At 72.8% G+C, this 15,402-nt stretch carries 14 protein-coding genes; 5 read left to right on the top strand and 9 right to left on the bottom strand.

Annotated features, from left to right (window positions below; all coding sequences use genetic code 11):
- Positions 1–123: 123 nt before the first annotated feature.
- From ABZU53_RS25115 to ftsY, 7 genes are all read right to left on the bottom strand, one after another.
- Positions 124–780 carry a response regulator transcription factor gene (locus ABZU53_RS25115; RefSeq protein WP_234590136.1) on the bottom strand — a complete coding sequence of 219 codons (657 nt, stop codon included), beginning with the start codon at positions 778–780 and terminating at the stop codon, positions 124–126.
- Positions 777–1,943: a sensor histidine kinase gene (locus ABZU53_RS25110; RefSeq protein ID WP_355067842.1), complete on the bottom strand. Its 1,167-nt coding sequence runs from the start codon at positions 1,941–1,943 to the stop codon at positions 777–779. The genes ABZU53_RS25115 and ABZU53_RS25110 overlap by 4 nt, the downstream gene beginning before the upstream one ends.
- An 84-nt stretch (positions 1,944–2,027) precedes the next feature.
- Positions 2,028–4,304, bottom strand: a complete 2,277-nt coding sequence (locus ABZU53_RS25105) for a [protein-PII] uridylyltransferase (protein WP_355067841.1) — start codon at positions 4,302–4,304, stop codon at positions 2,028–2,030.
- A 16-nt stretch (positions 4,305–4,320) separates the two neighbouring features.
- Positions 4,321–4,659: a P-II family nitrogen regulator gene (locus ABZU53_RS25100; protein WP_007456507.1), complete on the bottom strand. Its 339-nt coding sequence runs from the start codon at positions 4,657–4,659 to the stop codon at positions 4,321–4,323.
- Between the two features lie 25 nt (positions 4,660–4,684).
- Positions 4,685–6,097, bottom strand: coding sequence for an ammonium transporter (locus ABZU53_RS25095; RefSeq protein ID WP_354856412.1), 1,413 nt, complete (start codon positions 6,095–6,097; stop codon positions 4,685–4,687).
- A gap of 263 nt (positions 6,098–6,360) precedes the next feature.
- A complete protein-coding gene (locus ABZU53_RS25090) occupies positions 6,361–7,224 on the bottom strand; it encodes an aminoglycoside phosphotransferase family protein (RefSeq protein ID WP_234590129.1) in 864 nt (287 codons plus the stop codon).
- A 6-nt stretch (positions 7,225–7,230) separates the two neighbouring features.
- The gene (gene ftsY, locus ABZU53_RS25085) at positions 7,231–8,421 is read right to left on the bottom strand and encodes a signal recognition particle-docking protein FtsY (RefSeq protein ID WP_355067839.1); all 1,191 of its coding nucleotides are present in this window, start codon (positions 8,419–8,421) and stop codon (positions 7,231–7,233) included.
- An 82-nt stretch (positions 8,422–8,503) separates the two neighbouring features.
- On the opposite strand from ftsY, the gene ABZU53_RS25080 reads away from it, so the two are divergent.
- The 5 genes from ABZU53_RS25080 to ABZU53_RS25060 all read left to right on the top strand — a co-directional run bounded on the left by ABZU53_RS25080 (position 8,504) and on the right by ABZU53_RS25060 (position 13,503).
- Positions 8,504–10,216: an alkaline phosphatase D family protein gene (locus ABZU53_RS25080; RefSeq protein ID WP_355067837.1), complete on the top strand. Its 1,713-nt coding sequence runs from the start codon at positions 8,504–8,506 to the stop codon at positions 10,214–10,216.
- Between the two features lie 26 nt (positions 10,217–10,242).
- Positions 10,243–10,683, top strand: a complete 441-nt coding sequence (locus ABZU53_RS25075) for a MarR family transcriptional regulator (RefSeq protein ID WP_354856417.1) — start codon at positions 10,243–10,245, stop codon at positions 10,681–10,683.
- A 145-nt stretch (positions 10,684–10,828) separates the two neighbouring features.
- A complete protein-coding gene (locus ABZU53_RS25070) occupies positions 10,829–12,433 on the top strand; it encodes an MDR family MFS transporter (RefSeq protein WP_355067835.1) in 1,605 nt (534 codons plus the stop codon).
- Between the two features lie 9 nt (positions 12,434–12,442).
- On the top strand, positions 12,443–12,937 hold the full coding sequence (locus ABZU53_RS25065; protein ID WP_354856421.1) for a universal stress protein: 495 nt from the start codon (positions 12,443–12,445) through the stop codon (positions 12,935–12,937).
- A gap of 44 nt (positions 12,938–12,981) precedes the next feature.
- Positions 12,982–13,503, top strand: coding sequence for a DinB family protein (locus ABZU53_RS25060; RefSeq protein ID WP_355067833.1), 522 nt, complete (start codon positions 12,982–12,984; stop codon positions 13,501–13,503).
- A 180-nt stretch (positions 13,504–13,683) separates the two neighbouring features.
- Here ABZU53_RS25060 and ABZU53_RS25055 read toward each other — a convergent pair whose 3' ends face one another.
- Together ABZU53_RS25055 and ABZU53_RS25050 are read right to left on the bottom strand one after the other, a co-directional pair.
- Entirely contained in the window at positions 13,684–14,304 is a 621-nt protein-coding gene (locus ABZU53_RS25055) for an HAD-IA family hydrolase (protein WP_354856425.1), read from the bottom strand.
- A partial coding sequence (locus ABZU53_RS25050; RefSeq protein WP_355067831.1) for an AAA family ATPase occupies positions 14,304–15,402 on the bottom strand: 1,099 nt, incomplete at its 5' end. The genes ABZU53_RS25050 and ABZU53_RS25055, both read right to left, overlap by 1 nt.

Here is a 15,402-nt window from a genome sequence, read left to right as displayed (position 1 = left end):
AACATCCCGTTTGTCAGTGTTCCGGCGGGCACAACGCGGCCGGCACTGCGGAGTCCGGCCACCGCTAGGGTAACCGCCCAGCCGCGGGGTTGCTTCCGCCCGGCCCGGCCCGCTTCCCGGGCCTCACCCCGACACCAGACCCGACTGGTACGCGAAGACGACGAGCTGGGCCCGATCCCGGGCTCCCAGCTTGCCCATCGCCCGGCTGACGTGGGTCCGAGCGGTCGCCGGGCTGACCACCAACCGGGCGGCGATCTCCTCGTTGTTCAGGCCCTCACCGACCAGGCCGACGACCTGGCGCTCCCGGTCGGTGAGGGTGTCCAGCCGCGGGTGCGGACGGGGTGCCCTCGACGGCCGGGTGGCGAACTCCCGCACCACCCGCCGGGTCACCGACGGGGACAGCAGCGCCTCTCCCTCGGCGACCAGCCGGATGGCGCGCAGCAGCTCCGGCGGCCGGGTGTCCTTGGTGAGGAACCCGCTCGCGCCGTGCCGCAGCGCGTCGAAGACGTACTCGTCCAGCTCGAAGGTGGTGAGCACCACCACCCGCGTGCCGGTCAGCTCGGGGTCGGCGACGATCCGGCGGGTCGCCTCGATCCCGTCGATGCCGGGCATCCGGATGTCCATCAGCACCACGTCCGGCCGAACCTGGCGGGCCAGCTCCACCGCCCGCAGCCCGTCGGCCGCCTCGCCGGCGAGCGCCAGGTCGTCCTCGCTCTCCACCAGCGCGCGCAGCCCAAGGCGGACCAGATCCTGGTCGTCGGCGATCAGCACCCGGATCACGCGGGCGGCTCCACGGGCAGCCGGGCCCAGACGCGGAATCCGCCGTCCGGGCGCGGTCCGATGGTCAGCCGCCCGCCCAGCGCGGCCACCCGCTCCCGCATACCGGCCAGACCGTGCCCTCCGGTCTGGCCGTCGGCCGCGTCGAACGGGCCGGCGGCGGCGCCGACGCCCCGGTCGGTGACCTCGACGGTCACCTCGTCGGCCCGGTAGCCGACGGTCACCTCCGCGCTGGTCACCCCGGCGTGCCGCAGCACGTTGGTCAGCGCCTCCTGCACCACCCGGTACGCGGCCAGGTCCACCGCCGCCGGCAACTCCCGAGGGTCGCCGTCACGGCGCAGGTCGACGGCGAGACCGGCACCGGCCAACCGTTCGCACAGCGCCGGGAGCCGAGCCAGTCCCGGCACCGGTTCGCGCTCCGCGCCCCGGCGCACCGCGCCCAGCGTGACGCGGAGTTCGTCCAGCGCCTCCCGACTGGTGCGACCGATCGCGGTCAGCGCGACCTCCGCCTGCTCCGGCCGTTTCGGCAGCAGATGGAGGGCGATCTCCGCCTGCATGCTGATCGCGGCCAGCCCGTGCCCCACCACGTCGTGCACCTCCTGAGCGATGCGCAGCCGCTCCTCGTCGGCCTGCCGCCGGGCCTGCTCGACACGATCGCGGGCCTGCTCGGCGCGGCTGCGGGCGGCGGCCTCGCGGTTGACCCGCACGACCACGCCCGCAGCGAAGGGTACGACCGCCCAGGCCGACGCGGGGAGCACTCCGGCCCAGCCCGGCGCCGGCCCCCGGGACCAGAAGACGTGCGCCAGCAGCACCACGAACGCGCCGGCGGTGGCGAGTGCCGCCGGGCGCACCGGCAGCCGCACGGCCACGGTGTACACCGCGATCAGGAAGGTGAGCAGAATCGGCCCGTACGGATAGCCGAGCACCAGGTACGTCGTGGTGGCCACGGTGACCACGACGAGGGTGCTCACCGGGGCGTAGCGGCGGCCGACCAGGGCCAGCGCGGCGACCGCCATGAGCACCCGGCAGAACCCGTCCACCGGCGTCGACCCCGGCTGGTTGACCCCCGCGAGCCCGGTGGCGAGCTGCCCGAACCCGAGCAGCGCCAGGGCGAGCACGGCGTCACCCACCGCGCCCGGCCACGCCCGCCGCCCGTTCCATCGCATGGCCGTCATTCTGCCCGCGCCGACGCCCCCTGACGTGCGTCCACGAGCGGCACCGCCGCTACGCCCCGGGACGTACCCACCCACTCAGACGGCGGCGAGGACGGCGGCCTCCAGGCGGGCCCGGGTGGCGTCGTCCGGCCAGCCACCCACCAGGTAGAAGGCGTCGACCACGTCGGCGCCGAGGGTGGAGATGCGCGCGGCGCGGACCAGGGCTCCCGCCTCGTCGAGCGCGCAGGCGACCCGGTAGAGCAGCCCGGCGGCGTCGGCGGCGCGAAGTTCGAGCAGCACGGCGTCGGTGGCGGCCTCACGGTGCCAGACGACCCGGGGAGCGGCACCGCTGCCCCGGGCGGCGAGCGCACGGCCGCGCAGCCGTTGGGTGACGGACACGTCGCCGGCGACCGCGCGACGGAGGTCGGCGCGCAGCGGGACCGGGTCGGGCGGCAGGCCGTAGCGGGGTTGCACCCGGCACTCGACAAGGGCCCGGCCATCGACCACGGAGGCGTCCGCGGAGAGCACCTCCAGGCGGTGCAGGGCCAGGCAGCCGGCCACCGTGGCGAGCAGTCCCCGCCGGTCGGCGGCGGCCACCGCCACCCGGTCTCCGGTGAGATGGACGACCGGCAGCGGCCCGGCCAGCAGCGCCGGATCGGGCGCGGGTGGCTCGGGCAGCACGCCGGTGTCCAGGGCGGTACGGACGCGGGCGACCAGCTCGGCGACCAGTCGTCCCTTCCAGTCCGACCAGGCGGCCGGGCCGGTGGCCGCGGCGTCCGCACGGACCAGCGCGTGCAGCAGGTCGAGTGTGCCGGTGTCCCCCACCGCCTCGGCGACCGACGCGATGGTGACCGGGTCGGCGAGGTCCCGGCGGGTGGCCACGTCGGGCAGGAGCAGGTGCAGCCGGACCAGCGTGCCGATCAGCTCGACCTCCGGGCCGGGCAGCCCGACCCGGGTCGCCACCGTCTCGGCGAGCGGCACGCCGACGGTGCTGTGGTCACCGGGCAGGCCCTTGCCGATGTCGTGCAGCAGGGCGCCGAGCAGCAGCAGGTCGGGGCGGTCCACCTCGCGGGCGTGCCGGCTGGCCTCGTGGGCGGCCTGCACGAGGTGCCGGTCCAGGGTGTAGCGGTGCACCGGGTTGTGCTGGGGCAGGCTGCGCAGTCTGGTCCACTCGGGCAGCCAGCCGTCCACCAGCCCGTACCGGTCGCAGGTCTCCCAGGCCGGCACCAGGCCGGGACCGGCGCCCAGCAGCGTGGTCAGCGCGGCCCGGGCCTCGGCCGGCCAGGGCGCGGGCAGCGGGGGGCAGTACGCCGCCAGCCACTCGCAGGTGGCCCGCGCGATCGGCAGCCGGGTCGTGGCCGCGGCGGCGGCCACCCGCAGCGACAGGCTCGGGTCGGGGCGCGCGCCGATCGCCGTCCGGGCCAGCACCAGCTCCCCGTCGTGCTCGACCACGTCCCGGGCCACGGGCCGGCGGACGGGACCGCCGTTCCCGCTCCGGGAGCGGCCGGAGCGCAGCCGGTCGGCGGCGCGGAAGGCGTCGTCGAGGGCGTGGCTGACCGTGCGTGCGTCCCCGGCCACCCGACGCAGGAGGGCGTCGCCGTCCTCCACCCCGAGCAGCGCGGCGACGCCCTCGCGTTCCTGAGCGACCAGCCGGTCGACCCGGCGACCGACCTGCTGGTGCAGGGCGTCGCGGGTGTCCAGCAGGCGCAGGTGGGCGGCGCGGACGGCGGGGCGCAGCGCGTCGGTGATCCCGGCTGCGGAGATGGCGCGCAGCAGCCCGACGTCGCGTAGCCCGCCGGCGGCCTCCTTCAGGTCGCCTTCGAGGAGGAAGGCCAGCTCGCCGTGCGCCTGCCAGCGGGCGACGGTGACCTCCCGCAGGCCCGGCAGATGGCGGACGGCGGTACGCCGCCAGTGATCGGCGGCGGTGCGGATCAGGGCGTCGGCGAGCGCCTGGTCGCCGACCACCAGGCGCGCGTCGAGCAGCCCGAGGGCGACCTTGACGTCGTCCTGGGCCACCGAGAGGGCCTCGGAGACGGTCCGCACCGAGTGGTCCAGGCGCAGGCCGGCGTCCCAGATCGGGTACCAGACCGAGGCCGCCAACTCGTCCGTGCCGGGCACCCCGGCGTGCAGCAGCACCAGGTCGAGGTCGCCGTAGGGGGCACACTGCCGCCGCCCCAACCCCCCGACGGCTATCAGGGCGACCCCGTCGCGCGCCGGCAGCAACCCGCGCAGAAACTCGTCGTACGCGGCCGCCCGGGCCCGGCGGGCGGCCTCCCCGATCCCCCCAGGTACGCCGACGACCTCGTTGATCAAGAGGTTCGCGTCGCCGTCACCGGCGTGCCCTGACGCGTTCTTCTTGATCAACGAGGTCATGTCGTCGTGGCCCGGATCAGAGGGCGTCGAGGCCGCGCTCGCCGGTACGCACCCGGACGACCTCCTCGACACCGGTGACCCACACCTTGCCGTCGCCGATCTTGCCCGTGCGGGCGGCGCCGACGATGGCGTCCACGATCTTTTCCACGTCGATCTCGTCGGTGAGCACCTCGACCCGGATCTTGGGCAGGAACTCGACCGTGTACTCGGCACCCCGGTAGACCTCGGTGTGCCCCTTCTGCCGTCCGTACCCCTGAACCTCGCTGACGGTCAGCCCGGCCACGCCCAGGGCGTGCAGAGCCTCCTTCACCGCGTCCAGCTGGTACGGCTTGATGACCGCGGTCACCAGCTTCATGTCCAACCCCTCCATCCCAGGAACGTTAACCGGCGACCTTGGCGCTGACCGGCTCGGTGGACTCCGCCTCCGGCGTGGCACCGCTCGGCGCTCCGCCACCAGGGGTGCCGATGCCGGCCATCGCGAACGCGCTGCCCGTGCCGCCGCCGGCCGGGGACAGGTCGTAGCTGCTCTCGGCGTGCTCGGCGATGTCGATGCCCTCGACCTCGGCCTCACCCTGGACGCGGAAGCCGATCGTCTTCTCGATGACGAAGGCGAGCACCCAGGCGATGCCGAACGACCAGGCGGTGACGATCAGGCCGGCGAGGGCCTGCCGACCGAGCTGGGTCGCGCCGCCGCCGTAGAACAGGCCGTCGGAGGCGCCCACCACGTCGCTGATCGCGGCGTTGACCGAGTTGGTGGCGAACAGGCCGAGCCAGAGCGAGCCGATCCAGCCACCGACGAAGTGCACGCCGACCACGTCGAGGGAGTCGTCGTAGCCGAGCCGGTACTTGAGGCTTACCGCGAGCGCGCACACGACCCCGGCGACGATGCCGAGCAGGACGGACGCCCAGGGTGCGATGAAACCACAGGCCGGGGTGATCGCGACCAGGCCGGCGACCGCGCCGGACGACGCGCCGACCATGGTCGGCTTGCGGTCCTTGACCCACTCGACCGCGATCCAGCCGAGCACCGCGGCCGCGGTGGCGAGCTGGGTGTTGATGAAAGCGAGACCGGCGACCGAGTCGACGGTCAGTTCCGAGCCGGCGTTGAACCCGAACCACCCGAACCACAGCAGACCGGCGCCGAGCGCGACCAGCGGGATGTTGTGCGGCTTCATGCCCTCGCGGGGCCAGCCGAGCCGCTTGCCGAGCACCAGCGCCACGGCCAGGGCCGCCGCACCGGCGTTGATGTGCACCGCGGTGCCACCGGCGAAGTCCAGTGCGTGGATGTCAGCGCCGATGATGCCGCCGCCCCACACCATGTGGGCGACCGGGAAGTAGACCAGGGTGGCCCAGCCGAAGGCGAACAGCAGCCAGCCGGCGAACTTGGCCCGGTCGGCGATGGCGCCGCTGATCAGCGCGACGGTGATCACCGCGAAGACCATCTGGAACGCCATGAACACGTAGAGCGGAATCCCGATGCCGCTGGGGTTCTCCGCCGTGGCGCCCCACAGGTCGGTCTCGGCGAGGAACGTCTTGGTGCCGAGGTACGCGCCCGGGTCACCCCAGAAGCCGTTCACGTCGGTCCCGAAGGCGACGCTGAAGCCGTAGAACCACCACAGAACAGAGATGAGCCCGATGGCCGAGAAGCTCATCATCATCATGTTGAGTACGCCCTTGGCCCGGTTGAGGCCGCCGTAGAACAGCGCCAGTCCGGGGGTCATGAGCAGCACGAGCGCGGTCGAAACCAGCAGCCACGTGGTATTGGCGCCGTCGATCGTCGGTGCTTCAGGCACGCTGGCCTCCTAAAGGTGAAGTCCTCCTTCGCGGCTTTCCGGGGCAGCGTCGCCCGTAGGCCGGTTGCGCGGAAGCCTCGCGGCCGGCTGTTTCACCCAGGGTCCCGTGCGGGTTTCCGTTTCGTGACGGGTTGTTTCGTACGTGTCACGAAGTCCGCACACCAGGCGGCATGGACAGGGGTTGATCGCCCGGACGGCGGACGTCGATGGCTGACCGGGTGGAGCCATCGACCGACCGCCTTCCGGAACCGACCGGTCGGCGCTCAGCGGAGGGCGTTCTCCAGGGCGTGCCGCTCGTAGTCGAGCAGCCGCAGGTCGCGCATCGGCCGCCGCAGGTGCCCCTTGTGCACGATCCGGACGAACGCCGGCTCACCGGCGGCGGCCATCCGGCGGATGCCCTCGACGTGGTCCACGATCCGCTTGCGGATGGTGCGGATCAGCCGGTGCCGGTCCCGCGGGATCAGCCCGTACGCGTCGGCGAAGAGGCGCAGCCGCCGCGGCCGGTCCGGATGCTTCCAGCCCAGCGTGATCGAGTCCCGGTCGGCGAAGATCGGCACCCACGTCCACGCGGCGTACGCCACGTCGTAGATCCGGGCGCCGGGCGAGGCGAGGTCGAAGTCGATCAGCCCGAGCGTGCCGTCCGGCCGCCAGATCACGTTGTGCGGCGCGGCGTCGTGGTGGCAGATCACCTCGGTGTCCGGTGGCGGGGGCCCGAACGAGCGCCAGACCGCCCCCGGCGGCGGGGCGAAGCCGTACTGCGCGTCGTGGAACATCCGCAGCATGGTGGCGACGGTGACCAGCGCCTCGTCGGTCACCCAGTGCGGGGCGAGCGGGTACTCCCCGCACTCCCCCTCCAGGTACGACAGCACCTCCCGGTTGCGCTCGTCCATCCCGAGCGCCCGGGGGGCGCCGGTGAACCCGACGTACTCCAGGTGGCGCAGCAGGGCGTGCACGGAAGGGGTCCACGGCCCGGCGTTACGACGGACCGTGTCACCGACCCGGACCACGGTGCTCACGTTGCCGCCGTGCAGCGGGATCTCCTGCGAAGTCACGTACGGTCTCCCGAGGCGCTGCGAAGGGTGGCCGGGGTCGCGCCAGCCCGCGTACGCGCGATCGTCAGTGGTCACCCGAGACTACGCGTCCCGTCCGGCGGGCTCGGTGCCCAGCAGCGCGTCGACGAACTGCGCCGGGTCGAACGGGGCGAGATCGTCCTTACCCTCACCGAGGCCGACGAGCTTCACCGGGATGCCGAGCTTGCGCTGCACGGCGATCACGATGCCGCCCTTCGCGGTGCCGTCGAGCTTGGTCAGCACCAGACCTGTCACGTTGACGACCTCGGTAAACACCCGGGCCTGCTCCAGACCGTTCTGGCCGGTCGTGGCGTCGAGGATGAGCAGCGTCTCGTCGATCGGCCCCTGCTTCTCCACCACGCGCTTGACCTTGCCCAGCTCGTCCATCAGACCGACCTTGTTCTGCAGGCGGCCGGCGGTGTCGATGAGCACGGTGTCCACGCCGGTGTCGATACCCCGGCGGACCGCGTCGAACGCGACGCTGGCCGGGTCGGCCGCCTCCGGGCCGCGGACGGTCTCCGCACCGACCCGTTCGCCCCAGGTCTGCAACTGGTCGGCGGCGGCGGCCCGGAAGGTGTCGGCGGCGCCGAGCAGCACGGTACGGCCGTCGGCGACCAGCACCCGGGCGATCTTGCCGCAGGTGGTGGTCTTGCCGGCGCCGTTGACGCCGACGACCAGCACCACCGCCGGTACGCCGTCCTTCGGGGCGGTCCGCAGCGAGCGGTCCATGCTCGGGTCGAGGGCGTTGACCAGCTCGGCGGCGAGCAGCGCGCGCAGTTCACCAGGCGAGCGGGTGCCCAGCACCCGGGTCCGCTCGCGCAGCCGGTCGACGATCTCGCGGGTCGCGTCGACGCCCACGTCGGCGGTGATCAGGCTGTCCTCGATCTCCTCCCAGACGTCCTCGTCGAGGTGGTCGCGGGCGAGCAGGCCGAGCAGGCCCTTGCCGAAGACGTTCTGCGAACGCGACAGCCGTGAGCGGAGCCGGACCAGGCGGCCGGCGGTCGGCTCGGGCACCTCCACGGTCGGGGCGGGCGCCTCGATGACCGGTGGCGGCTCGACCAGGACACCGGTGGACAGATCAGACTCCGGTGCCTCGACGGGCGGGCCGGCGAGATCCTCCTCGGCGCGGGTGTCGACCTCGGTGCGCGGAAGCGGGGGCTCGGGCCGCCGCCGCAGACGCGGCACGACCAGCCCGACTGTGCCGGCGATCAGCACACCGAGCAGGACCAGAGCGAGGACGAGATATTCGGCCATGCCGGAATCCTGTCAGATGCCGGCGACGGCGTCCCAGCCACCGCACCCGGCCGGCCTCACGAACCGGCGGTAGGCTCGCCGCATGCCCGCCGCACACCTCCTGATCGGCCCACTTCTGCGGCGAGTGGTCGACACCCGGGCGACGATCTGGGTGGAGACCGCCGCGCCCGCCGTGGTCACCGTCCGCACGGCCGACGGCGCCAGCGGCACCGCACCCACCTTCTCGGCGTACGACCACCACTACGCCCTCGTCGTGGTGGAGGGGCTCACCCCGGACAGCACGACGACCTACGAGGTGCTTGTCGACGACGAGCTGGTCTGGCCGGTGGAGAGCAGCGGCTTTCCGCCCAGCGTGATTCGCACCCGGGCGGCCGACGACCGGGACCAGCCGGTCAGCCTGATCTTCGGCTCCTGTCGGGAGACCACTCAGCACGCCACCACCCGCAAGCTGCCGCCGGACGCCCTGGACGCGTACGCCCGCCGGTTGATGGCCGACCCCGAGTCGAACGCGCTGCCCGACCTGCTGGTGCTGCTCGGTGACCAGGTCTACGCCGACGTCACCTCCCCGACCGTGCGGCGGCTGCTGCGCCGGCGCCGGCGGCGGCCCAAGGGCGCCCCGGCCGACCAGGTGGTGAGCTTCGACGAGTACACCAAGCTCTATCTGGAGTCGTGGCGCGATCCGGAGATCCGCTGGCTGCTCTCCACCGTGCCGAGCGTGATGATCTTCGATGACCACGAGATCATCGACGACTGGAACACCTCGGCGGAGTGGCGTGCCGAGATGCGCGAGCAGCCGTGGTGGGCCGAACGGATCGGCAGCGGGCTGGCCTCGTACTGGGTCTACCAGCACCTGGGCAACCTCTCCCCGGACGAGATCGCCGCCGACCCGGTCTTCGCCAAGGTCGCCGCCGCGGAGGACGCCACCGGCGTGCTGCGCGATTTCGGGCACCGGGTCGACCAGGAGTCCGACCTGGCGCACGACACGGAGCGCTGGCGCGCGGTGCAGTACCAGTGGAGCTACGCGATCGACCTGGGGCGCACCCGGCTGGTCATGCTGGACAACCGGTGCAGCCGGGTGCTCGAGCCGGGCAGCCGGGCGATGCTGCCGCCGGGTGAGTGGTCGTGGTTCCTCGACCAGGCGCACGGGGTCTACGACCACCTGGTGGTGGGCGCGTCGCTGCCCTGGCTGCTGCCGCAGGGCATCCATCACATCGAGGCGTGGAACGAGAAGCTGGCCGACTCGCGCCGGCCGTGGGTGGCCCGGGGGGCCGAGAAGCTGCGCCGGGCACTCGACCTGGAGCACTGGGCGGCGTTCCGGCGCTCCTTCGAGGCGCTCGGCGAGACCTTCGCCCGGATCGGCACCGGCACCCCGGGGCAGTCCGGCGCCCGGGTCGGCGCCGGGCCGGCGTACGCCCCACCGGCGTCGATCAGCGTGCTCTCCGGGGACGTGCACCACTCGTACGTGGCCCGGGCCCGGTTCGCCGACCCGGCGGTGGTCACCCCGGTGCACCAGCTCACCTGCTCGCCGATCCACAACCAGGTGCCGGCGGGCATCCGGCCGCTGATGCGGCTGGGCTGGTCGTCCGGGCCGGCGGGCGCCACGCGGGCGCTGGCCCGCTCGGCGGGTGTCCGACGCCCGGGGGTGCGCTGGCGCAAGCTGGCCGGTCCCTACTTCGGCAATGCCGTCGCCACCCTGACCCACCGGGGCCGGCGGGCCGAGGTGACCATCGAGGGCACCACGAGCGACGGGCACCTACGTCCCGTGATGAGCCGCCGCCTGTCCGGCGACGACTGACCGGGCCTCGCCGTACTCTCTAGCCCGTGGACGAGCACCTGCCGGAGCCGATCCGGGCTGTCGAGCACGAGCTGACGGCGTTGCTGCGCCGGGGTCGGGCGGTTTCGTGGGAAATCGCCCGGGAGGTGCACCCGACCCTCGAACCGAACACGTACGGGCTGCTGCTCTGGTTGCGGCGCAGTGGATCGATCCGGTTGACCGAGCTGGCGGCGCGGCTCGGCGTGGGCAAGGGCACGCTGAGCCGGCAGATCAACGGGCTGGAAGCGCTCGGTCTGGTGCACCGCGACCCCGACCCGAGTGACCGGCGGGCGGCGCAGATCAGCCTCACCGAGGAGGGCCAGCGCCGGTTCGACGTCGCCCGGTCCGCCCGCCTGGGCGAGTTCCTGCGTGCCCTGGACGACTGGCCGGCCCGGGACGTCGAGGAGTTCGCCCGGCTGCTCGGCCGGTTCAACGATTCCTGGAGATGACCTCCGACGGTGGGAATGCGGCCACCGTCCGCCCAGTTGTTGCTTGAGGCAACCGAACCGTACGGTTGCTTCAGGCAACTCCCAGGCGGGACCCGCCGTGCGGCCCGCCGCCCACCACCTCTACTCCGCTCGGAGGCAGTAAACGATGAGCCAGGCGACAGCGTCCCGGGCGCCCGCCGTCGACATGACCCACCGGCAGATCCTGGAGGCTCTCTCCGGCCTGCTGCTGGGCATGTTCGTCGCGATCCTCTCCTCCACGGTCGTCTCGAACGCGCTGCCGCGCATCATCACCGAGCTGCACGGCGGCCAGTCCGCGTACACCTGGGTGGTCACCTCGGCTCTGCTCGCGACCACCGCGACCACCCCCATCTGGGGCAAACTCGCCGACCTGACCAGCAAGAAGACGCTGGTCCAGCTCGCCCTGGGGATCTACGTCCTCGGGTCGGTGCTGGCCGGCGCCGCCCAGGGCACCGGCGAGCTGATCGCGTGTCGGGTGCTCCAGGGCGTCGGCGCCGGCGGCCTCACCGCCCTGGCCCAGGTGATCATGGCGACGATGATCGCGCCGCGCGAGCGGGGCCGCTACAGCGGCTACCTCGGCGCCGTGATGGCCGTCGGCACCATCGGCGGACCGCTGATCGGCGGCGTGATCGTCGACACCTCGTGGCTCGGCTGGCGCTGGTGCTTCTACGTCGGCGTGCCGTTCGCCATCGCCGCGCTGGTCGTGCTCCAGAAGACCCTGAAACTGCCGGTGGTCAAGCGCAAGGCGCAGATCGACTGGTGGGGCGCCACCCTGATCACCGCGGCCGTGTCGGTGCTGCTGATCTGGGTCTCCCTCGCCGGCGACAAGTTCGCCTGGGCCTCCTGGCAGTCCGTCGCCATGGTCCTCGGCGCTCTGCTCCTCGGCGCGCTCGCCATCCGGGTGGAGACCCGGGCCGCCGAGCCGATGATTCCGCCGCGGCTTTTCCGCAACCGCACGATCAGCCTCGCCGTCGTCGCCAGCATCGCGGTGGGCGTGGGCATGTTCGGCGCGTCGATCTTCCTCGGCCAGTACTTCCAGATCAGCCGGGGCGAGACCCCGACCATGTCCGGCCTGATGACCCTGCCGATGATCCTCGGCCTGCTGGTCGCCTCGACGGTGGGTGGACGGATCATCACGAGGACCGGCCGCTGGAAGCGGTTCCTGGTGCTCGGCTCGGCGCTGCTCACCGTCGGCTTCGCGCTCATGGGCACGCTGCGCGCGGACACCAGTTTCACCCTGCTCAGCGTCTACATGGTGCTGATCGGCGTCGGCCTGGGCCTGACCATGCAGAACCTCGTGCTCGCCGTGCAGAACACCGTCGGCCCGCACGAGCTGGGTGCCGCCAGCTCCGTGGTGGCGTTCTTCCGCAGTCTGGGCGGCGCGATCGGCGTCTCGGCCCTCGGCGCGGTGCTCGCCCACAAGGTCAAGGACTACACCGCCGACGGGCTGTCCCAGCTCGGCATCCGGGCGTCCAGCTCCGGCAGCGGCGGCACCCTGCCTGACGTGCACACCCTGCCCGGTCCGCTGCGAGCGGTGGTGGAGAGCGCGTACGGCCACGGCGCCGGCGACATCTTCCTGGCCGCCGCTCCCTTCGCGCTGATCGCGCTGATCGCGGTGAGCTTCATCAAGGAGGTGCCGCTGCGGCAGCACAACGGCAGCCCGGTTTCCGATGCGGTCGACGGGGAATCGAACCTCGTCTCCGGCGCGGTCCAGACCGGCGAGCAGAGGTGAGGTAGAGCCATGAGCGTGGGAGCGCCGGACCGCGAGGAGTACGGCCCTCGGATCAGCCCGCTGCCCTTCGAGCGGGGCACGGACGGCCCGCGGGTGGTCATGGTGGGGGTGGACGGCACCCGTACCTCCGGGCGGGCCGGCGCCTACGCCGCCGGGCTGGCCCGCCGGCAGGGCGCCGCCCTGGTGGTGGTCTTCGTCAGCTCGGCGAGCGGGCTCACCGCCCTGGTGCCCGGCATGGACGCCGGCGCGGTCCAGCGCACGTACGACGAGTTGGCCGACGAGCTGCGCCGGGAGTGCCGGCGTGGGGCCGAGCAGTTGGGCATCCCGGTGACCTTCCTGTGCCGGCGCGGCGACGCGTACGCCGAGCTGTGCGCGGCGGCCGACGAGTTCCAGGCCGACATGGTGGTGGTGGGCGCGTCCGAGCAGGCCGGTCACCGGCTGGTCGGCTCGGTCGCCACCCGGCTGGTCCGCAAGGGTCACTGGCCCGTCGTCGTGGTGCCCTGAATAACCCGTCGCGTGAGGTCAGTGTGCCGGGCAGGATGCGCGCCATGACGTGGATCGCACCGGAGATCACCCGGAACCCGGAACCGTACGTCGGCGACGAGCGCACCATGCTCGACGGCTGGCTCGACTACCACCGGCAGACACTGCTGCTCAAGTGCGCAGGTCTCACCGAGGAGCAGTTGCGCACTCCGAGCGTCGAGCCGTCCGGGCTGACCCTGCTCGGCCTCGTCCGGCACCTCGCCGAGGTGGAGGCGTGGTGGTTCCGGGAGAACTTCGCCGGCGAGCGCGTCGACTACCCGTACTTCACGCCGGAGAACCCGGACGCCGACCACGACGTGAGCGCCGCCGACGCCGAGGCGGACTTCGCCATTTTCCACCGCGAGGTGGCCCTGGCCCGCGCGGCCGCCGCCGGGCACTCGCTCGACGAGACGTTCACCGAGGTCAGCGCGAAGAAGCGCACGTTCAACCTGCGCTGGGTGTACGTGCACATGATCGAGGAGTACGCCCGGCACAACGGCCACGCCGACCTGATCCGGGAACGCATCGACGGCGTCACCGGCGAGTGAACAGGCCCGGTCAACCGGTTCCGGCACCGTACGGTAGAACGGTCACCCTCGGTCACCTCCGCCGGGGCGGATGCGGTGGTGAGCGGTATACCTCAGAGACATATTTATGTCTCTGAGGTATACCGCTTGTCAGCATGTCGGCCTCGCGGGTCAGCCAAGGCGCCCCTCCTACCGCGCCGCTCAGCAGTCCAGGGCCGCCCGCAGGTAGCGCAGGTCGGCGTGGCCGCCCCAGCGGTGCGCCGACAGCCCGGCGGCCCGGGCGCCCCGCACGGCCCAGTCCTCGTCGTCGACGAAGAGCACCCGGGCCGGCGGGGTGGCCAGCGCCTGGCAGGCGGCCTGGAAGTACTCCGGCGTCGGCTTGTGCACCCCGAGCGTGGAGGAGTTGACCACCACGTCCAGCTCGCCGACCAGGCCGAGCGCGGCCAGGTCGGTGTCGAGCAGGTCGGTGGCGTTGGTGCCCAGCCCCACCCGGACGCCCGCCGCGCGGACCTCCCGGACGAACGCCAGCACCTCCTGGTCGACCTCTCCCCGGTAGCTCTGCCACTGCTCGACGGCGGCGCGGGCCCGTTGGGGGCTGCCCACCGACTCGGTCAGGGCGTCCGCCACGCTGCTCACCCACTCGGCGTGACTGACCTGGCCGGTGAGCACCGGCTGGAGCCGCCCCCACTGCATGGCGATGTCGCCGAGCACCCCCTCGGCGAGGCCGTACTCCCGCTCGACATCGGCGGCCACCGCCGGGTCCCACCGGCGCAGTACGCCGTCGAAGTCCAGCAGGAGCGCTGTCGCGCGTTCCCGAGCCACTACCCGTTCTCCTCGCCGCGGCCGGGCCGCTGGTCGTCCTCGTCGGCCCGGTTGAGCCGTTGACTGATCACCTGGGTGACCCCGCTGCGCATGGTCACCCCGTAGAGCGCGTCGGCGATCTCCATCGTCCGCTTCTGGTGCGTGATGACGATCAGCTGGCTCTTCTCCCGCAACTGTGCCAGCAATGTGATCAGCCGACCCAGGTTCACGTCGTCCAGGGCCGCTTCCACCTCGTCCATGATGTAGAACGGGCTCGGCCGGGCGCGGAAGATCGCCACCAGCATGGCCACCGCGGTCAGCGACCGCTCGCCACCGGAGAGCAGCGACAGCCGCTTGATCTTCTTGCCCGGCGGTCGGGCCTCGACCTCGACGCCGGTGGTCAGCAGGTCCTCGGGGTCGGTGAGGATCAGCCGACCCTCGCCGCCGGGGAAGAGCACGGTGAACACCTGCTCGAACTCCCGGGCCGTGTCCTCGAACGCGCTGGCGAAGACCTCCAGGATCCGCTCGTCCACGTCCTTCACGACGGTGAGCAGGTCCCGCCGGGTCGCCTTGAGGTCCTCCAACTGCTCGGAGAGGAACTTGAAGCGCTCCTCCAGCGCGGCGAACTCCTCCAACGCGAGCGGATTGACCTTGCCGAGCAGGGCCAGTTCGCGTTCCGCCTTGGCGGCCCGCTTCTCCTGCACCGGCCGCTCGTAGCGGACCGGCTCGGGCACCGGCAGACCGTCGCGCTCGGCCGCCGCCACGTCCGCCTGGGTGGGCGGAACGGGCTGGGTGGGGCCGTACTCGGCAACCAGCGTCTCCACGTCCAGCCCGAAGTCCTCGGCGGCCTTCGCCTCCAGCTGCTCGATGCGCAGGCGCTGCTCCGCGCGGGCCACCTCGTCGCGGTGCACCTGGCTGGTCAGCCGCTCCAGCTCCGCGCCGAGCCGCTTGGCTGCCCCGCGTACCTCCTGGAGCTCGGCCTCGCGGGCGGCGCGCTCCCGCGCGACGGCGTCGCGGTGCTCCTCGGCCGCCGCGATCGACGTGGTGAGTCGGGTGAGCGCCTCCCGGGCGCCGCCGGCGACGGCCCGGGCGATGCCCGCGCCCCGGGTGCGCGCGGCC

It is taken from the genome of Micromonospora sp. NPDC005194 (genome assembly GCF_040608335.1).
Classification (GTDB): domain Bacteria; phylum Actinomycetota; class Actinomycetes; order Mycobacteriales; family Micromonosporaceae; genus Micromonospora.
Note: the sequence above shows the minus strand (reverse complement) of the source record. Positions and strands in the feature narration are given on the sequence as shown.